This is a genomic window from Candidatus Pelagibacter sp. HIMB1321 (assembly GCF_900177485.1).
Taxonomy (GTDB): Bacteria; Pseudomonadota; Alphaproteobacteria; order Pelagibacterales; family Pelagibacteraceae; genus Pelagibacter.
In genome coordinates this window covers 121,251-144,566 of sequence record NZ_LT840186.1, presented here as the reverse complement: position 1 = coordinate 144,566, position 23,316 = coordinate 121,251, and the positions used below count along the sequence as shown (strand labels likewise).

General features: G+C 30.2%; 24 protein-coding genes and 1 tRNA gene. 9 read left to right on the top strand and 16 right to left on the bottom strand.

The window, feature by feature from the left end; translation table 11 throughout:
- Position 1 precedes the first annotated feature (1 nt).
- A complete protein-coding gene (locus B9N70_RS00755) occupies positions 2-649 on the bottom strand; it encodes a phosphatidylserine decarboxylase (RefSeq protein ID WP_085113908.1) in 648 nt (215 codons plus the stop codon).
- A gap of 77 nt (positions 650-726) precedes the next feature.
- Here B9N70_RS00755 and B9N70_RS00750 point away from each other — a divergent pair, with 77 nt between their 5' ends.
- Entirely contained in the window at positions 727-1,941 is a 1,215-nt protein-coding gene (locus B9N70_RS00750) for an NADP-dependent isocitrate dehydrogenase (protein WP_085113907.1), read from the top strand.
- Here B9N70_RS00750 and alaS read toward each other — a convergent pair.
- The 6 genes from alaS to B9N70_RS00720 form a co-directional block, all read right to left on the bottom strand.
- Entirely contained in the window at positions 1,933-4,599 is a 2,667-nt protein-coding gene (gene alaS / locus B9N70_RS00745) for an alanine--tRNA ligase (RefSeq protein WP_085113906.1), read from the bottom strand. The two genes, B9N70_RS00750 and alaS, sit on opposite strands and share 9 nt — an antisense overlap.
- Before the next feature lie 104 nt (positions 4,600-4,703).
- Positions 4,704-5,855 (bottom strand): recombinase RecA, encoded by a 1,152-nt coding sequence (gene recA / locus B9N70_RS00740; protein ID WP_085113905.1) that lies wholly within the window; start codon positions 5,853-5,855, stop codon positions 4,704-4,706.
- 108 nt (positions 5,856-5,963) lie between these two features.
- Positions 5,964-7,259, bottom strand: coding sequence for a TolC family protein (locus B9N70_RS00735; RefSeq protein WP_085113904.1), 1,296 nt, complete (start codon positions 7,257-7,259; stop codon positions 5,964-5,966).
- Positions 7,256-8,185: a uridine kinase gene (locus B9N70_RS00730; RefSeq protein ID WP_085113903.1), complete on the bottom strand. Its 930-nt coding sequence runs from the start codon at positions 8,183-8,185 to the stop codon at positions 7,256-7,258. Before B9N70_RS00730 ends, B9N70_RS00735 begins: the two co-directional genes overlap by 4 nt.
- Before the next feature lie 5 nt (positions 8,186-8,190).
- Entirely contained in the window at positions 8,191-8,556 is a 366-nt protein-coding gene (locus B9N70_RS00725; protein WP_085113902.1) for a GFA family protein, read from the bottom strand.
- Between the two features lie 19 nt (positions 8,557-8,575).
- A complete protein-coding gene (locus B9N70_RS00720; protein ID WP_085113901.1) occupies positions 8,576-8,770 on the bottom strand; it encodes a hypothetical protein in 195 nt (64 codons plus the stop codon).
- A 175-nt stretch (positions 8,771-8,945) separates the two neighbouring features.
- Here B9N70_RS00720 and B9N70_RS00715 point away from each other — a divergent pair, with 175 nt between their 5' ends.
- Entirely contained in the window at positions 8,946-9,341 is a 396-nt protein-coding gene (locus B9N70_RS00715) for a LexA family protein (RefSeq protein WP_085113900.1), read from the top strand.
- Complete coding sequence (locus tag B9N70_RS00710; RefSeq protein ID WP_085113899.1) at positions 9,319-10,596, top strand: Y-family DNA polymerase; 1,278 nt, start codon at positions 9,319-9,321, stop codon at positions 10,594-10,596. The genes B9N70_RS00715 and B9N70_RS00710 overlap by 23 nt, the downstream gene beginning before the upstream one ends.
- A gap of 8 nt (positions 10,597-10,604) precedes the next feature.
- Here the strand turns inward: B9N70_RS00710 and B9N70_RS00705 are convergent, their stop codons facing one another.
- On the bottom strand, positions 10,605-11,474 hold the full coding sequence (locus B9N70_RS00705; RefSeq protein WP_085113898.1) for a glycosyltransferase family 2 protein: 870 nt from the start codon (positions 11,472-11,474) through the stop codon (positions 10,605-10,607).
- Between the two features lies 1 nt (position 11,475).
- Positions 11,476-12,864 carry a glycosyltransferase family 39 protein gene (locus tag B9N70_RS00700; protein WP_085113897.1) on the bottom strand — a complete coding sequence of 463 codons (1,389 nt, stop codon included), beginning with the start codon at positions 12,862-12,864 and terminating at the stop codon, positions 11,476-11,478.
- Positions 12,865-12,943: 79 nt separating this feature from the next.
- Here B9N70_RS00700 and B9N70_RS00695 point away from each other — a divergent pair, with 79 nt between their 5' ends.
- Positions 12,944-13,477 (top strand): TraR/DksA family transcriptional regulator, encoded by a 534-nt coding sequence (locus B9N70_RS00695; RefSeq protein ID WP_085113896.1) that lies wholly within the window; start codon positions 12,944-12,946, stop codon positions 13,475-13,477.
- Here B9N70_RS00695 and B9N70_RS00690 read toward each other — a convergent pair.
- From B9N70_RS00690 to B9N70_RS00675, 4 genes are all read right to left on the bottom strand, one after another.
- Positions 13,474-14,106 (bottom strand): glutathione S-transferase family protein, encoded by a 633-nt coding sequence (locus tag B9N70_RS00690; protein ID WP_085113895.1) that lies wholly within the window; start codon positions 14,104-14,106, stop codon positions 13,474-13,476. The two genes, B9N70_RS00695 and B9N70_RS00690, sit on opposite strands and share 4 nt — an antisense overlap.
- The gene (locus B9N70_RS00685; RefSeq protein ID WP_085113894.1) at positions 14,103-15,119 is read right to left on the bottom strand and encodes an NAD(P)/FAD-dependent oxidoreductase; all 1,017 of its coding nucleotides are present in this window, start codon (positions 15,117-15,119) and stop codon (positions 14,103-14,105) included. Before B9N70_RS00685 ends, B9N70_RS00690 begins: the two co-directional genes overlap by 4 nt.
- Positions 15,120-15,440: a 2Fe-2S iron-sulfur cluster-binding protein gene (locus B9N70_RS00680; RefSeq protein ID WP_085113893.1), complete on the bottom strand. Its 321-nt coding sequence runs from the start codon at positions 15,438-15,440 to the stop codon at positions 15,120-15,122.
- An 81-nt stretch (positions 15,441-15,521) separates the two neighbouring features.
- A complete protein-coding gene (locus B9N70_RS00675; protein WP_085113892.1) occupies positions 15,522-16,289 on the bottom strand; it encodes a bacteriorhodopsin-like in 768 nt (255 codons plus the stop codon).
- A gap of 216 nt (positions 16,290-16,505) precedes the next feature.
- Between B9N70_RS00675 and B9N70_RS00670 the strand changes: the two genes are divergently transcribed.
- Positions 16,506-18,404 carry a propionyl-CoA synthetase gene (locus B9N70_RS00670; protein WP_085113891.1) on the top strand — a complete coding sequence of 633 codons (1,899 nt, stop codon included), beginning with the start codon at positions 16,506-16,508 and terminating at the stop codon, positions 18,402-18,404.
- On the top strand, positions 18,397-18,729 hold the full coding sequence (locus tag B9N70_RS00665) for a DMT family transporter (protein WP_085113890.1): 333 nt from the start codon (positions 18,397-18,399) through the stop codon (positions 18,727-18,729). The genes B9N70_RS00670 and B9N70_RS00665 overlap by 8 nt, the downstream gene beginning before the upstream one ends.
- On the opposite strand, the gene B9N70_RS00660 is transcribed toward B9N70_RS00665, so the two are convergent.
- Entirely contained in the window at positions 18,722-20,029 is a 1,308-nt protein-coding gene (locus tag B9N70_RS00660) for a dihydroorotase (RefSeq protein ID WP_085113889.1), read from the bottom strand. The two genes, B9N70_RS00665 and B9N70_RS00660, sit on opposite strands and share 8 nt — an antisense overlap.
- 43 nt (positions 20,030-20,072) lie before the next feature.
- Here B9N70_RS00660 and ygfZ point away from each other — a divergent pair, with 43 nt between their 5' ends.
- Entirely contained in the window at positions 20,073-20,963 is an 891-nt protein-coding gene (gene ygfZ / locus B9N70_RS00655; protein ID WP_085113888.1) for a CAF17-like 4Fe-4S cluster assembly/insertion protein YgfZ, read from the top strand.
- An 8-nt stretch (positions 20,964-20,971) separates the two neighbouring features.
- Here ygfZ and B9N70_RS00650 read toward each other — a convergent pair.
- A tRNA-Leu gene (locus tag B9N70_RS00650) sits at positions 20,972-21,057 on the bottom strand.
- 55 nt (positions 21,058-21,112) lie between these two features.
- Here B9N70_RS00650 and nadA point away from each other — a divergent pair.
- Together nadA and nadC are read left to right on the top strand one after the other, a co-directional pair.
- Entirely contained in the window at positions 21,113-22,102 is a 990-nt protein-coding gene (gene nadA / locus B9N70_RS00645) for a quinolinate synthase NadA (protein WP_085113887.1), read from the top strand.
- 5 nt (positions 22,103-22,107) lie between these two features.
- Entirely contained in the window at positions 22,108-22,941 is an 834-nt protein-coding gene (gene nadC / locus B9N70_RS00640; RefSeq protein WP_085113886.1) for a carboxylating nicotinate-nucleotide diphosphorylase, read from the top strand.
- On the opposite strand, the gene B9N70_RS00635 is transcribed toward nadC, so the two are convergent.
- Positions 22,938-23,309: a nucleoside triphosphate pyrophosphohydrolase family protein gene (locus B9N70_RS00635; protein WP_085113885.1), complete on the bottom strand. Its 372-nt coding sequence runs from the start codon at positions 23,307-23,309 to the stop codon at positions 22,938-22,940. The two genes, nadC and B9N70_RS00635, sit on opposite strands and share 4 nt — an antisense overlap.
- Positions 23,310-23,316: the final 7 nt, after the last annotated feature.

Sequence of the window (23,316 nt, the reverse complement as noted above, 5' to 3'; positions counted from 1 at the left end):
TTTATTTTTTTGCTAAAAGCGTTTCTCCTGAAATAGCTCGCTGTCCTATTTTAACTAACGGCTGGTAATTTTCATAATAAACGTCAGCTCTACTTCCAAATCTTATCATCCCTATTCTCTCACCCTGAGACAAGTCTTGATCTTTATTAGATTCACATACAATTCTTCTTGCAATAAGACCCGCTATTTGAACTACGATAATATCATTGCCATGAACGTCTTTAATTTTATAATAATTCCTCTCGTTATCTTCACTTGCTTTATCAAATGAAGCATTTAAAAATTTACCTGGTTTATATAAAATTTCTTCAATCTTTCCTTTGCATGGAGTTCTGTTCACATGACAGTCAAAGACATTCATAAATATACTTATCTTATTGAACTTTTTATTTTCTAAACTTAATTCTTTAGGGCCATCAACTTCCTCTACTTTAATTACCTCTCCATCAGCTGGGCTTACTAGGTAATTATCATCTTCAATGATCACTCTTTCTGGATCTCTAAAAAAATAATAAACCCAAATTGTTAGAACAAGTCCAATTAATCCTAAGAAGCTACTAAGACTATAAAGTATGATTGTAATTACCGCTGCAATAACAATGAACTTGTATCCTTCAGAATGTAATTTTGGAAAAATCTTGCTAAACATATTCTTCTATTTGATAATTTTTGATTAATATGTATATAAAACACTTAAATTCAATTAATAAGATATATTTCAAATAAATGAGTAAAATCGTAGTAAAAAATCCTGTTGTAGAGCTAGATGGTGATGAAATGACCAGAATAATCTGGGAGTTTATCAAAAATAAATTAATCCTACCTTATCTTGATCTTGGTATTGAATATTACGATCTTGGGATGAAAAGCAGAGATGATACTGATGATCAGATCACTATAGATTCTGCTAATGCAATTAAAAAAGTTGGTGTTGGAATTAAATGTGCAACAATTACTCCTGATGAAGCTAGAGTTGAAGAATTTAACTTAAAAAAAATGTGGAGATCTCCAAATGGAACGATTAGAAACATAATTGGAGGAACCGTATTTAGAGAGCCAATTATTTGTAAAAATATTCCAAAATTAGTTCCTTCTTGGACAGACCCTGTAATTATTGGAAGACATGCATTTGGTGATCAGTATAGAGCAACTGACTTTAAAGTTCCTGGCAAAGGTAAGATGGAAGTCAAATGGACTTCTGAAGATGGTAAAGATGAAATCAAATATGAAGTGTTTAATTTTACAGGACCTGGTGTTGCGTTATCAATGTATAATTTAGATAAATCAATTCAAGATTTTGCAAGATCATGTTTTAGTTATGGATTAATGAAAAAGTGGCCTGTTTACATGTCCACAAAAAATACAATTCTAAAACAATACGATGGAAGATTTAAAGATATTTTCCAAGAAATTTATGACAATGAATACAAAACTGAATTTGAAAAACATAAACTAACTTATGAACACAGATTAATAGATGACATGGTTGCATGTGCAATGAAGTGGAGTGGAAAATATATATGGGCTTGTAAAAATTATGATGGAGATGTTCAGTCAGATACAATGGCTCAAGGATACGGATCGTTAGGTTTAATGACGAGTACTCTTTTAACTCCAGATGGTAAAACAATGGAAGCTGAAGCAGCACATGGAACTGTAACGAGACACTACAGAATGCATCAACAAGGAAAAGAAACTTCTACAAATCCTATTGCTTCAATCTTTGCTTGGACTAGAGGCTTAGCTCATAGAGGTAAACTTGACGGTAATGATGAATTAATAAAATTTGCAAATACTCTTGAAGATGTTTGTATAGAGTGTGTCGAAAATGGAGCAATGACAAAAGATTTAGCAATCTTAATTGGACCATCAAGTAAATATCTTACTACCAATCAATTTTTAGATGAAATTGATGGTAATTTAAAAAAGAAATTAAATTAATTTTTTAATACTTTCAAAAGCGTCATCAATTTTTGTACTGTCTTGACCACCTGCTTGTGCAAAATCTTTTCTTCCACCACCACCTTTGCCGCCAATAATTTCTGAGCCAACTTTAACAAAAGTAACCGCATCATATTTTTCAGTTAACTTATCTGTAACTCCAACAGCTAAACCAACTTTTTCATCTTTACTTGCAAAAACTACAATAATTCCTTCACCCAAATCTTTTTTACCATGATCAACTAATTTTCTAAGTTCTTTTGGAGGTAAATCTGAAATTTTTTGAAATCTGATATTTACATTATTTACTGTTTGATCATTAGTAATATTTTTTGATTTATCTTTTAATATTGAGTTAACAGATAAGGTCTCTAGTTGCTTTGTAAGATTTTTGATTAAAACCTTTTGATCACTTTCGTCCAAAGAAGGTTTCCCTCCCAAGTTTGTTATTTGATCACTAAGGTCTTTTATAATTTCATCGTTTTTTTCAGAAGATAGGTTCAGTTGTTTTTCTTTATTTTCTAAATATTCCTCTAATTGTTTATCTCTTAAAGCCTCTATTCTTCTGACCCCTGCCGCAATTGAAGACTGGCTAATAATTTTAAATTTGCCAATATCACCAGTATTTTTTACATGAGTTCCACCACATAATTCTGTTGAGAAATACTTCTCTCCTTCCTCGCCCATTGAAAGCACTCTTACTTCATCTCCATATTTCTCTCCAAATAAAGCTAAAGCTCCATTTTCAACAGCCTCTTTGGGTGTCATAATTCTTGTTTTTACCTCTGATTTTTTTTGTACCATCTCATTTACATAGTTTTCAATTTTTCCAATTTCTTCATTTGAAATAGGTTTCATGTGACTAAAATCAAAACGTAATCTCTCAGGTTCAACCAATGATCCTTTTTGAGTAACATGATCACCCAATACTCTTCTTAAAGACTCGTGCAATAAATGAGTTGCTGAATGATAAGCCCTAGTATCATTTCTTCTATTTACATCAATTTTCAATTCTACATCTTGGTCAAGTTTTATTGATCCACTTACAACTTTTCCATAATGAACAAATAAATCACCTAATTTTTTTTGAACATCGGTGACTTCAAATTTAAAATCATCTTTTACAATAACCCCTTTATCTCCTACTTGTCCCCCTGACTCAGCATAAAAAGGTGTTTGGTTTAAAACTATCATACCTTCATCATCTTTATTAAGCACTGATACTTCTTTATGATTTTTCAATAAACATTTTACAATTCCTTGCGCTTGATCATTTTCATATCCAAGAAATTCTGTTGGTCCAATTTTTTCTTTAATTCCAAACCAAATTTTTTCTACAGCACTATCTCCAGAGCCTTTCCAGTTTTTTCTTGCAAGCTCAATACTCTCTCTCATCAACTCACCAAATCTATCTTTATCAAATTTTAAAGACTTTGATTTTAATATGTCCTCAGTCAAATCAATTGGAAACCCATAAGTCTCATATAATTTGAAAGCAACATCACCAGGTAAAACTTTATCTATTTTAGAAATCTCTTCATTCAAAATTTTAATTCCTCTATCAAGTAAAACTAAAAATTTTTCTTCCTCCATTTTTAAAGTTTCTTTAATTAAAGATTCTGCTCTAGTTAATTCAGGATAGCTTGCTGACATTTCTTCTAACAGAGTATTAAACAAGTTTGCAAAAATTGGTTTCTTAGATCCTAACATATGAGAATGTCTCATTCCTCTTCTCATAATTCTTCTAAGCACATAACCTCTTCCTTCATTTGATGGAAGAACTCCCTCAGCAATTAGAAATGAGCTTGCTCTTAAATGATCAGCAATAACTCTAAAACTCGAAAGATTTTTTTGATCGGGTTTTTGTTTAACTATGTCTGAAGTTGATTGAATAATCTTTTTAAAATGATCTGTCTCATAATTATCATATGTGCCTTGTAATAAAGCAGCAATTCTTTCAAGCCCCATCCCTGTATCTACAGATGGCTTTGGTAAATTAATTCTTTCATCTTTTGAAACTTGTTCATATTGCATAAAGACCAAATTCCAAATCTCGATAAATCGATCACCATCCTCTTCAGGAGTACCTGGCAATCCTCCTTTTAAATGATCACCATGATCATAAAAAATTTCTGAACAAGGCCCACAAGGACCTGTCTCACCCATTGACCAAAAATTATCTGAAGTTGATATTCTTATTATTCTATCGTCACTAAAACCCGCAATTTTCTTCCAAAAATTGAAAGCTTCGTCATCTTCATGAAAAACTGTTACATAAAGTCTGTTTTTATCTATTCCAAAATCTTTTGTTATCAAATTCCAAGCATAATCAATGGCTTGTTCTTTAAAATAATCTCCAAAGGAAAAATTTCCTAACATTTCAAAAAATGTATGGTGTCTTGGAGTATAACCAACATTTTCTAAATCATTATGTTTTCCACCTGCTCTCACACATTTTTGTGAAGTAGTTGCTCTTACATAATCTCTTTTCTCTAAACCGGTAAAAACATTTTTAAATTGAACCATGCCAGAATTGGCGAACATCAATGTCGGATCATTGTTGGGCACTAGATTGCTAGACTCAACAATTTTATGATCATTTTTTTCAAAGTATTTTAAAAATGTACTCCGAATTTCATTGAGTGATTTATCTGCCATATTTTTAAAATACAGCTTTTTTATTTTATGTCTAGATAACTGTAATGAAGGGAAAAAGGCGCTTAAATACTAAGCGCCTTTATAATTTAAAGATGACCTAAAAATTAATTCTTTTTAGAAGGAGGAGTAGCTTCAGTCTTCACTTCTTCTTTTTCAGCTACTTTCTTTTCTTTTTCAATTTTCTCAGGATCTAGTGGGTTACCTTCAATTTTTTTAGTAATCACTCCAGCTTTTTCTCTAATTGCAAGCTCTACTTCAGCTGCAACAGCTGGGTTTTGAGCTAGATAAGTTTTGGCATTTTCTCTACCTTGACCTATCTTCTCACCTTTATAAGCATACCATGCTCCTGATTTTTCAATAATGTCTGCTTTAGCACCAAGGTCAACTAATTCACCCATTTTGCTAATGCCTTTTCCATACATCAAATCAAATTCAACTACTTTAAATGGAGGTGCTACTTTGTTTTTAACAACCTTAACTCTTGTAGAGTTTCCAATAATTTCGTCTTTATCTTTGATTGCTCCTATTCTTCTAATATCCATTCTCACAGATGAATAGAATTTTAAAGCATTTCCACCTGATGTCGTTTCAGGACTTCCAAACATAACTCCAATTTTCATTCTTATTTGATTAATGAAGATCATCATTGTGTTTGTATTTGAAATTGAACCAGTTAACTTTCTTAAAGCCTGGCTCATAAGTCGTGATTGTAAACCAACGTGATGATCACCCATTTCACCATCAATTTCAGCTTTTGGAGTTAAGGCAGCAACAGAATCAACAACAATTACTGAAATAGAGCCTGATTTTACTAATGTATCAGCAATTTCTAATGCTTGCTCACCAGTGTCAGGTTGTGAGATTAATAATTCCTCAGTATTAACTCCTAATTTTTTTGCATAAACTGGATCTAAAGCGTGCTCTGCATCTACAAATGCGCAAATTCCACCTGCTTTTTGTGCTTCAGCTACAACTTGTAATGCCAAAGTTGTTTTACCAGATGACTCTGGACCATAAACTTCAATAATTCTTCCCTTTGGCAATCCACCAATTCCTAAAGCTAAATCTAAACTTAAAGATCCTGTAGAAACAGACTCAATATCCATAGCTCTTTTTTCACCAAGCTTCATTACAGAGCCTTTTCCAAAATTGTCCGTAATTTGAGCTATCGCAGCATCTAATGCTTTGTTCTTTTCTTTATTATCCATTTCTTGATCTTTAGTAGATTTAACTACTTTTAGGTTACTTTTCGTCATTTTTTGCCTCTTTTTTTAATTTTTTTAACACTCGAATCATGAAATAAATGTACACATTTTGTTCTCATTAGCAATAATTAATTATTATGAACTTAAAAATTAATACTTTTAGTTAATTTTTAGATATTCACTGTGAAGCAAGCCTATTGATTTAAGTAAGTTGAATTGGGATAGAATGTAATTTCTCTCGGAATTAGCAAGTGAAATTTGAGCGTTTAATAATAAAGAGTTAGATTGAATAACTTCTAAAGTTGTTCTGCCTGCTCCACTATTATACTCAGCTGCAATTCCTTCGTTAGCAATTTCAGCAGCTCTAACCTGTGCTTGAACTGAGTTTAATAAGCTTTTGTTTGATTGATAATTAGACCAAGCACTTGCAACGTTTGTTTGATTTTTTTTTGTAACACTATCTAAAATTAGTCGAGATCTTGTCTCTATGCTTGAACTTTTATTTAATGAAGCTCTGTTTTTACCTCCGGAATAAAAAGGCCAAGATACTGTAGCTTTAATTGTATCTTTTTCTCTTTCATCATATGTTGAACTTAGATCATCGGTATAAGTTCTATCCAAAGACAAATTTGCAGTTGGTGCAAGATCAGATTTTGCAATAACTTTATCCTTTTGAGCTTGTTCATATTCTAATTGAGCAATAATTAAATCAGGATTAGTTTTCTTAGATAAATCAATTGCTGAATTTAAGCTTTCTGGCAAAGGATATTCTAAGATTGAATTTTTATCTAAAGATTTAGGATTATTTAATGAACCAATAATATTTTCATAATTCAATTTACTAGTTAGCAACTCATTCTCAGCTTGAATTAATTTTGCTTGTGCTTCAGCTAATGATGACTCTGATTGTGAAGCATCAGATAAAGTAATTTGCCCTCTCTCAACTCTAATTTGGTCTGTTTCGACTTGTCTACTTAATAGTTCAACGTTATCTCTATTAATATTAAGTTTTTCATTTGCTAACACAAGTCCTGTGTATGCTTCAGTTGTTTTATATAAAATATCCTGCTCTTTTTTTAAAAGTTTAGCTTTTGCTAATTCTAATCCAATTTGACTCTTTGATAACTCTGCCCCTCTTCCAAAATCAATTAAGGTTTGTGAAATCGAAATAGACTTTGTTAATGGGTCCACATCATTAATGGAAGCATTTCCACCTGATTGATTAGTTAGCTTATTTGTGTCTTCCTGACTTTTGGATCCAGATAAAGTAACCGTTGGTAAATAGTTACCTTTTGAAATTTTTAATTCTTGTTCTGAAATATTAATATTTTCTCTTTCAGCATTTAATTCAGAATTATTTTTAAATGCTTTTGATAATGCAGATGAAAAACTTTCAGCATTTGCATTTGAAATAATTAAAAAAGATCCAAATAATATTATTAAAATTTTTTTCATTTGCTTTTATATACTGCAGATTTTATCTGATGGTTACCATTTAAATTAAGTATTATTGAAGCGTATTTTGGCATATTTTTAAACATGTTTTCAGTAATTCTTTGATAAGTCTGCATAAAATTAATCACATCACCTTTGCTCATTATTTTATGATTTAATTTATTTTTTGTTTTTAACCAAAGCTTATATTCTTGCTTCAATCTCCACTTTTGTAACAAATTAAAATTTTTAGCTTTTAAATAGATTAAACAATTTAATTGGGAATATAATTTTTTATATTTACCATCTAATTGACTGTTAACATATTTTCTCCATTTTAATTTTTGATCGTTTGCTTTTTCAAGAGAGTTGATTGATTTTTTTAGAGTGTTATTCTTTTCTGATTTTGCACCTACGCACCAACCTTCAAAAATTATCACATCAGGTTTTTTGTTAATTTGATACCAAGATTTTTGAGGAGCTCTATCATCCACAGCTTTATTAAAACTTGGTAAACTAATTTTTTTAAATTTAGTTTTTTTTATATTATTAAAAAACTTAAGCATCATATCAATATCATGAGTTCCTGGAACACCTCTAGTAAGTAACATCGGATGTATTTTTTTTGATAATGCTAATCTATCTTTTCGAGTTTTATAAAAATCATCAATTGAAATCTTGAAAACATTTAATCTAAAATACTTAGTTAAAATTACTTTAATTAAAGTACTAATTGTTGTCTTACCTGTCCCTTGTCCTCCTGCTAATCCTAGAAAATAAGGTTGTTTAACAGAAGCTTTTTTTGAAATCCAAAAACAAATTGGTATTAGAAAAGATTTGATCATTTTATCTTTACCTTTGAATTTCTCTTTTGAAGTTTCTTGAGATCTTATAAATTTAAAACAATCTTTTTTAACTTTCTTAAAACAACTTTCAACAGATTGCATTGAGTCTATTTTTTTTGATCAAGTGGATGGTTGTTACCATCAATAATTGTTATATCTTTTAAATCAAAAGTATCTATCTCATCTACACATCCTAAATTAAATCCAGTCATTGCAGGATTACTTCTTGGATTGTGATGAGTATAAATTCCACAATTGGAACAAAAATAATGTTTAGCAACATTAGTGTGAAATTGATAAAGTTTTAGTTTATCTTCTCCTTTGGTAATTTTAAAATCTTCATTTTTAACCATCGACATAATCGCTCCCTTACGTTTGCAAATTGAACAATTACATTTAACAATTTTTTCAAGATCTCCATTTACATTTATTTCTGCTTCTACTGATCCACAATGACATATTAATTTTTTCATTTTATTTCCTTTTGATTGATTATCTTTTATACAATTCGTAAATTTTTTCTCTATCCTCTTTATTCATACCTTTGGTTTCTTCAATAAACTTGTTTCTAAGTTCTCTTGTTTTAAGTAAATAAAAACAAACTGTTTCTTTGCTATGATAAATTGCTTTTAATTCATCATCTATTTTGTTTAACTCCTCTGGAATTTTTGCTTTTATGCAAATCATTAGTTTTTTATTGTATTGGTGTTTTAGCTATTTATTGTAAAACTTATCCACAACTCCACAAGATGTAGTTTTGAATGTTCACGTTTTGATTCACTTTTGATTCAATTACGGACTCAAAATACAACCTATTGAGTGTATTTAATAATTAGTCTATAAATAAGAACAAAACAAGAACATGAAATTAACTATCCCATATTACTTACATAAAGCTGGTGCTGGGTTTCCTTCTCCTGCAACAGATTATATTGAAGAAGATATTGATTTAAATATTCATCTAATAAGAAATGTTCCAGCTACATTCATCATCCGAGTTCAAGGTAAATCAATGGTTGATGTTGGGATTAATGATGGAGATTTATTAGTCGTTGATAAAAGTTTAACACCAAAAAATTTCTCAACAGTAATAGCAAATGTTCATGACGAACTAGTCGTTAAAAGTTTAGTTCAAGAAAGAGATAAAAAATTTTTAACATCTGGGTCTAAAAATTTTAATGACCGAATTTTACTTAATGAAGATGAAGATATTTTTATTTGGGGGGTTGTAACTTATGTCATCCATTCAACATACTAAAAAGTTAGCTTTAGTTGACTGTAATTCTTTTTATGTCTCTTGTGAAAGATTGTTTAACCCAAAAATAAGAAAAAAACCTGTTGTCGTTTTATCAAATAATGATGGTTGTATCATCTCTAGGTCTAATGAAGCAAAAGCTTTAGGAATTAAAATGGGAGAACCTTATTTTAAAGCTAAAGATATTATCATTAAAAATAAAGTTGAAGTTTTTTCATCAAATTATTCTTTGTATGGTGACTTATCTAGAAGAGTAATGAGAACATTAAAAAGATTTAATACAGAAATAGAAGTTTATTCAATTGATGAAGCTTTTATAGATTTATCAAATTTTCCAGATCAAGATATAGAAAAAGTTGGAAAAGAAATTAGAGAAACAGTTTTAAAATGGACCGGCATTCCAACAAGTATAGGGATAGCCAAAACAAAAACATTAAGCAAAGTTGCAAATCATATAGCTAAGAAAAAGATATCAGGTGTGACTAGTTTAATTGGAATTGAAAATATTGATCCAATTTTAGAAAAGATAGATATTAATGATGTCTGGGGTGTTGGAAAGCAACTTACAAAATTTTATCAAAAGAATGGGATTTATAATGCCAAACAACTTAAGAATAAATCTAATAACTGGATTAAAAAAAGCTCTAATGTGCTAAGCTCAAGGACAGCGATGGAGTTAAGAGGTATTCCATGTATTAGTTTAGAAACAACAACAGCTAAAAGAAAAAGTTGTGTTGTATCAAGATCATTTGGTAAAAGAGTAGAAAAATTTCAAGAATTAAAAGAAGCGGTTGCAAGTTATTGCTTGAATGCATCAGAAAAAATTAGGTCAGAGTCTTTAGTTACAAAAGCAATCACTGTGTTTGTCAGAACTAGTCCTTTTCAAAGAAATTTTGGTTATTACTCAAATTCAAAAACATTAGATTTTCCAATAGCAACCAACAATAGTATAGAAATAGTAAAAGCAGCAGTTTCAATATTGGAAAGTATTTTTAAAAATGGTTATCAATATCAAAAAGCAGGTGTCATACTTACAGGACTAAAAAATGATGATGGCAGGAAAAATCTATTTTCTTCTGAACGAGATGAAAAAATAGGAAATCTAATGCGATCAATAGATAACACCAACCATCGATATGGAAGAGCTACGTTAAGTGTTGCAAGTGCTGGTGTTCAAAAAAAATGGAATATGAAGAGAGAATACTCTTCAAAGATAGATACAGCTGACTTTTATTCACTGCCAAAAATTAGAGCTTAAACTAAAATTTATTTCAAATTTTCAATACTGGCTATATTTTTTAAACAATCTTTAAATTCATCCATGTTTTCTCTCATAGATAAACTTGAGATCGAATAAATCATAATCAGTAATAGAATAAAGGGAATTAACATAATTATTGTAGCGTTAGACTTAATCAAATAAACATAAAATATAATAAATAATGCTGATCGAATTAGAACTGCATTTTTAAAGACACTAATAATAGATAAAGAGTGTTTTAAAAGATTTGAAAAACTCATTTTAGAAGGACCAAAATATCTCTCACCTCTAATAGATGGAATTGATATCTTGTTTTTCTCAACTTTAGTTAGTGCACCAGAAAAACTATTCCAGGTAGCTTTTTCACTAATTAATTTCTCAATAGTTGATTTGGTGAGACAGGTAAAATTTCCAAACTTAATCGAATGGCCAGTGAATACTAAAGTTATAAGTTTGTGAAAAAAATAACACAGCTTAAAAATAAAAGCTTCTGATCTTTTAACCCTTTCTCCAACAATTGTTTTGTTGGGATTATTTTCTATGGTTTTAATGAATTCTTTTATTTCTTCTGGTCTATCTTCTCCATCACCATCCATGGGTATCACATAATCAAATTCTTCTTTTTCCAAAATATATTTGAGACCAGCAGCTATGCATCTTGCATGACCCCTATTTTCTTTCATAAGAAGAATTTTGATTGAATTAATATTTGATAAATCTTCAGTTTCCAATTGTCGATCAAAAGTGGATGCATCATCAACTATGAAAATTGAAATTTCATGATTAATATTTTGAACTTCATTATCAATATTATTCAAAAGTTTTGACAATGATTGCCAATCATTAAAGACAGGAATTAAAATTTTAATTTTCATATTATCTTGAGCCAATCATACAATAACCATGTTTATCCATTTGGCCAAAATCTCCTGGACATATCTTTTTTAAAATTTCTGGATTGCCTACATAAATTATTCCACCATTGGGGTCTAAAGAGTTAACTTTTCCCTTAAGCTCCAAAAACCACTTAGGACGAGAAGGCAAATGATAAGATAAATTTCCTGCAAACCACTCATCTCCCACAACATACATAATTTCATTTGAAAAATTTTTATTCCATCTTCTCTCCACAAGATCTGCTATTTCTTTTCCAAAATAATCTGTACGTTTATTTGTTTGTTTAATTGAAATGTAAGAATACAAAATTGGTGACAAAAGTACTAAAAAAATAAATCCATATAAAAATGAATTAAGTTTTTTTAAATTAATTTGATTTTTAAAAAGATAGACTGTGAAAACACCAAAGAATAAATAAAATGGTGTCATCCACATAGTTCTTATTCTTGAGCCTGTTATTATAGAAGTAAGAAGCATCAATAAAATTGGTAAAAGATTTATAAAAACTAAAAATAACAATTTTTTATCTTTAAGATTTAATTTAAATTTAAATTTATTAGCCAATAAATACACCAATCCAAAAAAGGGTAATAAAATTGCTAATTGTTTTAAAATAAAAATTGTTGGAAATTTTAAATGATCAATAAAATTTGATGTTTCTAAACCTGTTCTTTTTAAACCATATGTCAAAGTTATAAAATTATTTTCATTTAACCAAATTAAATGAGGAACAAGCAAAATTATAAATACTTCAATTGCTATAAAATATTTAAAATCTAATCTTTTTAGCTTTTTAAAAAAGATGAAATATAAAAAAAGTAAAACAATCGATAACAATAAATACATAAATAAGTATTTAGATAAAAAACCAACTGCTCCAAAAAATCCTATTAAGATACAATCTTTAATATCAATTTCATTATTTTCAAAAATTCTCCAAGAATAAAAAACAACCATTGACCAAAAAGGTAGTTGGCAAACATTGACATTAAATTCTGGGGTAGTGAAATTATAAAAATAAATACTCTCAAGTAACAATACTGAGATCAAGCTCAATAATAAATTATTAAAAATCTCATTAGCTAATTTAAAAACATAAATAAAAGCTATGCATACAAATATTTGACTTAATAAATAATAAGCCCAGTCCTGAGCTCCAAATATTTGATAAAATAATTCTGGAAAAAAAGCACTTGCTGGAGGATGTTTATTAAAACCCCATTCTAGATTACTACCCCAAGCCAATGCCTCTATAGTATCTAACGGTAAATTTTGATTTGTGAGAGTTGGAACTAATGTCCAAATAATTAAATGAGATAATAAAAATATAAAAAATATATTGTTAATATTTCTTTTAAAAACATCCATTATTTAACAATTACATTAATTAACCCTGCTTGACACCCTAATTTTGCTGAATATACTTCGCGCCTACTAATTTAAAGCTATGCCTAAAGTTACTAAAACTAAAAAAAAAGTTACAAAAGTAAAAAGTAAAGAAACAAAGAAAACTCCAAAAAAAACAACTAAGCCTGTTGCAAAAGCAAAAGAAACTAGCAAAGCTCCAGTTAAAATTTCTAAAACATATATTCCAAAGGACACTGAAAAATATATGTGTGAAAAACATAAGGTATATTTCAGAATGAAACTGCAAGAGTGGAAAAAAGAATTAGTCAAATCAAACAATGAAGCTTTATACTATGGCAGTATGGATGATAATAGCATCTCTGCTGATATTGTTGATCAAGCAAGTTCATACACTGATAAAAATGTAGAGATGAAAGCTATCAATAGACAAATAAAATTAATCTCGGAAATTGATAAAGCTTTAATGAGAATTAAAGATGATACTTATGGTTATTGTCTAGATACTGCTGAGCCTATTGGTCTTAAAAGATTAATGGCAAGGCCAGTTGCAAAATATACGATTGCTGCTCAAGAAAAACATGAAAAAGAGGAAAAAGTTCACGTAGACGATTAATAGTTTATTTTTGGAACATCTTCATCTTTATTCATAAAAGCGTATCCCTTTTTCACCCCATCTCTCTTTGAAATTTCCTCATACCATCTTGATAAATTTTTGAAATTTTGAATTCCAATGTCATGCCATTCGTGTCTTGCAAACCATGGGAACGTTGCAATGTCTGCTATGGTATATTCTTCACCAGCTAAAAACTTTGTCTTAGACAAAACTTCATCTACCTCACTGTAAATTCTTTTTGAAATTTTGAAGTAACGCTCTTCACCAAATTCACTTTTACCAGGATTGTAATGATGAAATTGATGATGCTGACCTAGCATTGGTCCAATATAACCCATTTGTGCCATTAACCATTGATTGATATCAGTTCGATTGTCTTTATCATAAAATTTACCACTCAATTCACCTAGATAAATTAAAATAGCACCAGACTCAAAAATAGTTTTATTATTTTTGTGATCAATAATTACAGGTATTTTGCTAAATGGACTTATCTTTTTAAATTCTGGTTTAAATTGTTCATCATTGCTTATATCGATTTTAGTTACTTTATAGTCATAACCAATCTCCTCAAGCATGATACTAATTTTTTTTCCATTTGGAGTATTTTCAGAAAAAAGTTCTATCATTTTTTAACACCTAAACGCTCTTGTGCTGCTTTAGATGTTGTTGTGAATTCAAATCTTAGTTTTTCATCAGGTCTTGCATACTTAAAACATCCTCTTGCAGCTAACGCTCCTTCATGAAAACCTGATAATATCAATTTTAATTTGCCAGGATAATTACATATATCACCAATTGCAAAAATCCCTGGCTGATTAGTTTCAAATTTTTCTGTATCAACCTCTATTGTTTTTTTATTTAAATTTAATCCCCAATCCAAAATTGGACCTAGCTGCATAATCAAACCAAAAAAACCTAAAACATAATCAGATTTAATTTCTTTAATTTCACCTTCGTCATGTTTTATTGAAACTGAATTAATATTATTTTCACCTTGAATTGAATTGATCTGATATTTTGTAAATAAGTTTAATTTTCCATCTTTTTCTAATTCTTTAACTTTATCAACACTTGCTTGAGCACCACTAAAACCGTCTCTTCTATGTATTAAATTTATTTTAGAACTTTGTGACAGTTCTATTGCCCAATCTAAAGCGCTGTCTCCACCACCAAAAATAGAAATGGTTTTATCTTTAAAAATACTTTTATCTTTTATTGAATAAAATAATGATTTGTTTTCAAATTTTTCAATATCTTTTAATGGGAATTTTCTTGGCTCAAATGAACCAACCCCTCCAGCAATAATGATGCTTGATACGGTAAATTCATTATTGTTATTCGTTTTTACATACCAATTATTATTTTCTTTTCTTACTGTTTCAACTCTTTCATTCAAATGAAACTTAACATCAAAAGGTTTAATCTGTTTTAAAAGATTATTTGTTAATTCTTCACCAGTACATTCTGGTACCGCTGGAATATCATAGATTGGTTTATCAGGATAAAGCTCAATACACTGTCCACCTGCTTTATCTAAATTATCTACTATCTCACACTTAAGACCAATTAATCCTAATTGATGAGCGCAAAATAAACCTGTTGGTCCAGCACCAATTATCAATACATCTGTTTTAATCATTTAACCTTGTTTGGATGGGATATTTACAACTAAGCCATCAAGATCATCTGAAACAATCAGCTGACAACTTAACCTACTATTTTGCTTTGGCTCAAATGCCATATCTAACATGTCCTCTTCACCATCTTCTTTAGCTGGTAGTTTATCTAACCATTCTTCATTTACATACACATGACAAGTTGCACACGCCATCCCACCTCCGCAATCTGCATCAATACCCGGTACATCATTTTGTACTGCACCTTCCATCACAGAAAGTCCATTTTGAACTTCCAAAGTTTGGGATTTATTATCGTGGGTTATGTAAGTAATTTTTGCCATGTCCTAGATATATTCTGTTAAAAAAAAAGGGCAAGTATGTAAGTACATACTCGCCCCTTTTAAATCTTAACTTAGTAAAACTTACTTAGCTCTACCAGGTTGTTGCATTGCTGCTGCCCAAATGATTAGACCGAAAGCGATCTTGTTCAAGAAGTCAGCTGCGTTGTAAATCACGTTAAGTGAGCTAGCGTCTACTCCACCTGTCATGTAACCAAAAATGTAACCTAACGGGTAAATAGCCCAACCTACAGTAACGATCATTCTCATTGCACCAAAAGCAGTTACAAGTGCTTTATTACCACTTTTCGCTGCTCTCTTACCTGCTTCACCAGAGAATACTTCATAAAGAATGTATACCCAACCAGCCATACCGATAATGAAACCAAGTGTAGTGTTGATGTATCCTGCTTCTCCTAAGTATCCACCTACTAGCATTACTAATGTACCAATCATCAGTCTCCAGAAAATTCCAGAGTCTGCTTTGTTTACTGCTGATAGAACAAAATAGAATTCTAACATCAATAACGGTACAGTAATTAACCAGTCAATGTATCTGTAAACAGTTGGTGAGTCGCCTGTAGCGATCCATACATCTCTCATGTACATGTAGTGTACGAATGCAATACCAGTTACTAGACCAGCAACTGTCATTGAAACTCTCCATCCAGCTGGAACTGAACTTCTCTCTAAAAAGAAGAACACAGTAGCAGCTAAACAAGCCATTGATACTAACCAAAATGAAATACCTACGAAATCATCTTGAGCTAACATGGCAGTTTCTGCGTTTGCTACACCTGTAACACCCATAAGAGCAACAGCTGTAAGAGCAAACAATTTAAGTTTTTTCATAAAAAACTCCCTCTTCGTTAGTTTTTATTTATTTAGTTTATATAAACTAGACTTAGGTCATCCTAAGCCAAAGTTGGGGTTAAATAGCAAATAAAGTTAGAAAATTGAAGACAAAATTACCTTTAATTTACATTGATTTTACTGACTTTTTAAAATTAAATACAATCTATAAGTTAAAAAAGTAAAAATTAAGCTATTACGAATCAAAATAATTTTATGAGTAATTTTAAAGATATTTACAATCAATCTATCAATAATCCTGAAAATTTTTGGCAAGACATATCTAATGATGTCTTTTGGTTTAAGAAACCGACAAAAATTTTAGATAAATCAAACCCACCTTTTTATAAATGGTTCAGTGATGGGGTCACTAACACTTGCTACAATGCTTTAGACGTTCATATTGATAATGGAAAAGGTCAAAAAACCGCTTTAATCTACGATAGTCCGATCACAGGTCAGAAATTAAAATTTACTTATGAGGAATTAAGATCAAAAGTTTCAAAATTTGCTGGTGGATTGAAAGAGCAAGGAGTTAATAAAGGAGATAGAGTAATTATTTACATGCCAATGATACCAGAGGCTGTAATTGCAATGCTAGCTTGTGCTAGGATTGGGGCTATTCACTCAGTGGTGTTTGGAGGTTTTGCTTCTGATGAGCTAGCAAGTAGAATTGATGATAGTACTGCAAAAATTTTAGTAACAGCTTCATGTGGTTTTGAACCAGGAAGAACTGTTGAATATAAACCGCTTGTGGATGAAGCTTTAAAAAAAGCAAAACATAAAATCGAAAAATTAATTTTATTTCAAAGAAAAGATCATGAGGTTAAACTTAGCTCATCAAATGAACTTGATTGGCAAGAAGTGGTTTCTAAAGCAAAAGATGTCGACTGTGTTGAGATGAACTCAAATGACTTGGCGTATATTTTGTACACCTCAGGTACAACAGGCACCCCTAAAGGGATAGTAAGGGATATAGGTGGTCATATAGTAGCTTTAAAATGGACGATGAAAAATATCTACAATATTGATGAAGATGATGTTTGGTGGTCAGCAAGTGACATAGGTTGGATTGTCGGGCACTCTTATATTGTTTACGCTCCTTTGTTTAAGGGGTGTACTACTGTTTTGTTTGAAGGAAAACCGGTTGGAACTCCTGATGCTGGAGTTTTTTGGAAAATCATTTCTGAACATAATGTAAAAGCACTGTTCACAGCTCCAACTGCTTTTAGGGCAATCAAAAAAGAGGATCCTGAAGGTAAATTTTTTTCAAAACATGATTTATCTAAATTCAAAACTTTATTCTTAGCTGGGGAAAGAGCTGATCCAGATACTATAAAGTGGGCTGAAAATTTATTGAAAGTACCTGTAATTGATCATTGGTGGCAAACTGAAACAAGTTGGGCAATAAGTGCAAATTGTATTGGAATAGAAATGATGAAAACTAAATATGGATCAGCTTGTAAAGCTGTTCCTGGTTATGATGTAAAAATTATAAAACCTGATCAATCTTTGGCAAAACCAAATGAAATGGGAGATATTGTTGTTAAACTTCCTTTGCCTCCAGGAACTTTCCCTACTCTTTGGAATGCTGATAATAGATATAAAGAAAATTATATGAGTAACTATGAGGGTTATTATCAAACCTATGATGCAGGTCACATAGATGAGGATGGTTATATTTGGATAATGTCTAGAACTGATGATATTATAAATGTTGCAGGACATAGATTATCCACTGGAGCAATTGAAGAAGTGTTATCAGAACACCAATCAGTTGCTGAATGCGCAGTTCTTGGAATTGCTGACAAATTAAAAGGACAACTACCAATAGGGCTTATTGTTTTAAAAGCAGGAGTAGATAAAGATAATGAGACAATTTCAAAAGAATGTATTCAAATGGTTAGGAATAAAATTGGTCCTGTTGCTGCTTTTAAAGTTGTAATAGTCGTGAAAAGACTTCCAAAAACAAGATCTGGTAAAATTCTTAGAGGAACAATAAGAAAAATTGCTGATAATGTTGAATATAAAATGCCAGCAACCATTGATGATCCAAAAATCTTAGATGAAATAAAAGTATCTTTAAAAGAAAATAATATTATACAAAATGCTTAAGACCTATCTTTTTTTGATAGGAGCTATTTTTTGTGAGGTAGCTGGAACAATGCTTTTGCCTGTTTCACAAAATTTCACTAAATTGATTCCAACAACTTTTTTAGTAATATTTTATCTTACTGCTTTTTATCTTTTAACTTTTGTTGTTAATAAATTACCAATTGCAATTGTTTATGCTACGTGGAGTGGACTTGGGATTTTTACAATTGCTATTTTAGGATATATATTTTTTAAACAAACTTTGGCCTGGCAGGCAATTGTTGGGATGTTTTTGATAGTTGTTGGAGTTATACTTGTTAATAGTTTTACAGGAAAAATTAATTAAACTTTAACGGTTTTCCTTCTGGGTCGCCTAAAATTTTACCATCTTTCATTTTAACTGTTCCACCAATTATTGTTGAGACTGGAGTTCCTTTAAATTTAAAACCATTAAATGGAGACCAGCCACATTTACTCTCAATATTTTCATTTTTTATTTCTATAGTTTTATTCATATCAATAATTGTGAAATCAGCATCATATTGCTCTTTGATAAAACCTTTATTTTGAATACCAAAAATTTTTACTGGATTTTCGCAAACAAGTTTTACAAGCTGTGAGAGTGTCAACTTTCCATCATTTACATGATTTAACATAACAGGCATTAAAGTTTGTACCCCTGGCATTCCTGAGGGAGAGTTGGGATAAGTTTTTTCTTTATTTTCTTTTAAATGAGGCGCGTGATCAGAGCCGATCGTATCATTTAGATTATTTTTTACTCCATACCATAATCGATCATAATGAGATTTATCTCTTAAGGGTGGATTCATTTGAGCATAGGTTCCAAGCTTATCATAACAATCTGGCGCATAAATTGTTAGATGCTGAGGTGTAATTTCAAAAGTAATATTGCCTTTGTGTTGAGATAGAAAATCTATTTCCTGCTTGGTAGTTACATGCAAAATATGTGCTTTTTTCTTATATCTTTCAGCAATTCTTACAATTCTTCTTGTTGAAGATATTGCACATTCATCACTTCTCCAAACTGGATGGGTATGAACTTCACTTTCTTTAATAAGTTTTTTATTTCTATTTAAAATTTCTTCATCCTCAGAATGGACTGCAATAACTTTTGAGGCATTCTGAAAAACCTTTTCTATGTCATTTTCTTCAGCAACTAATAAATTGCCTGTTGAGGAGCCTGCAAAAAGTTTGATGCCACAACAACCTTCTAAACCAACTAAACTTGCCAAATCTTTGGCATTATCTGCTGTTGCACCAAAATAGAAAGCGTAATTACAATACATTCTATCTTTAGCTAAATCTAATTTTCTTTGAAACTCTTTCATGTTAGATGTTGGTGGATTAGTATTTGGCATTTCAAAAACTGAAGTAATACCACCAGCGATTGCAGCTCTACTTCCAGAATGTAAATCTTCTGTATCTGTTGAACCTGGTTCTCTAAAATGAGTCTGTGTATCTATACATCCAGGTAAAACTGTGAGACCACTAGCATCAATAATATCTTTTGCATCCCCAAGATTTTTACCAATTTTTAAAATTTTTTTATCTTTAATAGCAATGTCTGTATTGACTAGGTTGTTATCAATAAAACAGTTACCATTTTTAATTATAAGATCTGTCATTTAGTAGAAAAGTTACTATATTAAATTAAGCATTCAATCAATTATGAATATTAATAAAGTATATATTTTAAAAGACAGAGCAGTTCTTTATGTAACTGGCGAAGATGTAAAAGACTTTCTTCAAAACTTAATAACCAATGATATTAAAAAAGTAAGCGATGATAATAGTTGTTTTGGATCATTATTATCTCCTCAGGGAAAGTTTTTATTTGATTTCATAATCATAAAACATAAATCAGGTTTTTTTATTGATTGCGAAAAAGATCAAAGCAAAGAACTATTTAAACAATTAAATGTTTATAAACTGAGATCTAAAATTGAAATTTTAGATTTAAGTAATGAATTTGTTGTAACTGCATTATCTTACCAAAAATTTTTAACTTTAGAAAAAGCTCAAGATATTGAGGGTTACACCTTGAAATATAGAGAGGATTCTGTTTTATTAGATCCAAGAAATAAAAATTTAGGAGCAAGATTAATAATAAACTTAGAAAAGCTATATCTATCTCTAAAAAAACTAGATTTAAAAAATGCAAATATAGAAGAGTATTATTCTCACAGTCACAAACTAGGAATAGTTCCAAAGAACTTAAATAAATTACAAAACAAACTTTTTGGAATTGAGTGTAACTACGATGAATTAAATGGAATAGATTTTAAAAAGGGTTGTTATGTTGGCCAGGAAAATACAGCAAGAATTAAATTAAAAAATAAACTTTCTAAAAGATTATTACCAATTAATATAATTGAGGGAAAATTATATGAAGGTGAAAGTATTTTTAGTAATGAAATTGAAATTGGAAAAGTTTTAATTGAAAGCGAATATCCTTTTGCTCTTATAAAGTATTTAGATAAAAATTTTGATCAGAGTTCAAAATTCACAACAAAAGAAGCATCGATAAGTATCAAGAAACCTGATTGGATTGATAAATGATCATTAATTGGTGCGGTCGGAGAGACTCGAACTCTCATGGACTAAGTCCACACGGCCCTCAACCGTGCCTGTCTACCAATTTCAGCACGACCGCAATATGTCTCATAATAAATGAATGACTTCTATCTTTCAAATTGGTAAATAATGATATGGAATTTACACAGGACGTAAAACGATCAACTGACCATATTTATCAAAAAATTTCAAAGGTTATGCCTGAAATAGAATGGTTAGTGCATGCTCCTTACATTGATAAAATTAATAAACTTAAAAAGCAAAAAAACGCAATAATACTCGCTCATAATTATCAAACACCTGAAATTTATCATGGGGTAGCTGATTTTTCTGCAGATTCTCTAGCTCTAGCTATTGAAGCATCAAAAACCTCAGCAGATATAATATTAATGGCAGGAGTTCATTTTATGGCTGAAACAGCAAAATTAATGAGCCCAAGTAAAAAAGTTCTGCTACCAGATATGAATGCAGGCTGTTCATTGTCATCTTCAATTACAGGTAAAGATGTAAGATTATTGAAAGAAAAATATCCTGGGGTGCCAGTTGTTTCTTATGTAAATACTTCAGCAGAAGTAAAAGCTGAAACAGATGTTTGTTGCACTTCAGCTAATGCCGTAAAAATTGTGAAATCTCTTGGTGTAAAAAAAGTAATATTTCTTCCAGATGATTATCTTGCTAAATATGTTGCATCTCAAACTGACGTTGAGATTATTTCATGGAAAGGAATTTGTGTTGTTCATGACCAATTCAATAAAAAAGAAATTGAAGACATAAGATTAAATAATCCAGGTATAAAAATTATTGCTCACCCTGAATGTCCACCAGATGTAATAGAAGTAAGTGACTTTGCTGGCTCAACGTCTGGTATGATTAGTTATGTTAAAGACAATCAGCCTAAAAAAGTAATGATGGTCACTGAATGTTCAATGAGTGATAATATACAAGTAGAAAATCCTAATGTTGAATTTATAAAACCATGTAATATGTGCCCGCACATGAAAAAAATTACTCTCCCAAAGATATTAGATTGCTTAGAAAACGAAACTGGTGAAATAATAATGGACAAAGAAACCATTGATAAAGCCAGAATTTCAGTTGAAAAAATGGCAGCTATTGGCAGATAAATTAAGTGTCAAAAATTCAATTAAGTAATACTTTTATTCTTAATACTGTAAAGCTTGCACTGAATGAGGATCTTTATCCCTCTGGGGACATCACATCCAGCTTGGTTGAAAATGACAAAAGTATTAAAATTAAACTTATTGCAAATCAAAGTGCAATAGTTGGTGGATTATTATTTGCAAAACAAGCTTTTTATTTAATTGATAAAAAAATAAAGTTTAGGATAAAAAAAAGAGATGGTTCTAATGTAAAAAAAGGTTCTTTGATTGCAACAATTGAAGGAAAAGCAAAAAATATTTTGATAGCTGAAAGAGTAGCACTAAATTTTTTATCTCATATATCTGGAATAGCAACAATTACTAATAAATTTGTAAAATTAGTGGGAAAAAAAACAAATATCTGCTGTACTAGAAAAACAATACCAAATTTGAGAGTAATACAAAAATATGCAGTTAAATTAGGGGGTGGAACTAATCATCGATTTAATTTAAGTGATGAATATCTGATCAAAGATAATCACATTGCATCATCAGATTTAAAAACTCTAGTTACAAAAGCTATTAAAAATAAAAAAGGAAAAAAAATTACTGTAGAAATAGACAATTTAAACCAGTTAAAATCTTTAATGGGTCTTAAATTTGATAGAGTTTTATTAGACAATATGAGCATAAATAGTTTGAAAAAGGCAATTAAGATAATAAAGGGTTCTTACGAGACAGAGGCTTCAGGAAACGTTAATTTAAAAACTGTAAAATCAATAGCAAAAACTGGTGTTAACAGAATTTCTATTGGTAGCATTACTCATAGTGCCCCAGCTATAGATTTTAAATTACAAATTTAAGAGACAAACTTTGATAAATCTGGTTTAAAATAATTAGGCCCTTTCATAACTTTTCCTGACTCATTATAAATTGGTTTTCCATCCTCACCTAATTTGCTCATATTAGAGTTTTGAACTTCATTAAAACATTTATCTAAATCTATTCCAAATGCATGACCTGCTCCATAAGTGACATAGAGTATGTCTGTCAAAGCATCTGCTACTTCTAATAAATCTTTATTTTGCATTGCCTCTGTAAGCTCTTCAAGCTCTTCTTTGATTAGATCTATTCTTAGTTTGTTTATTTTATCACTACTGAATGAAGGTTTTGTTTTAACTTCTTGACCAAATGTTTTCATAAAAGTTCCAACTTTATTAAAATTTGACATATTCCCC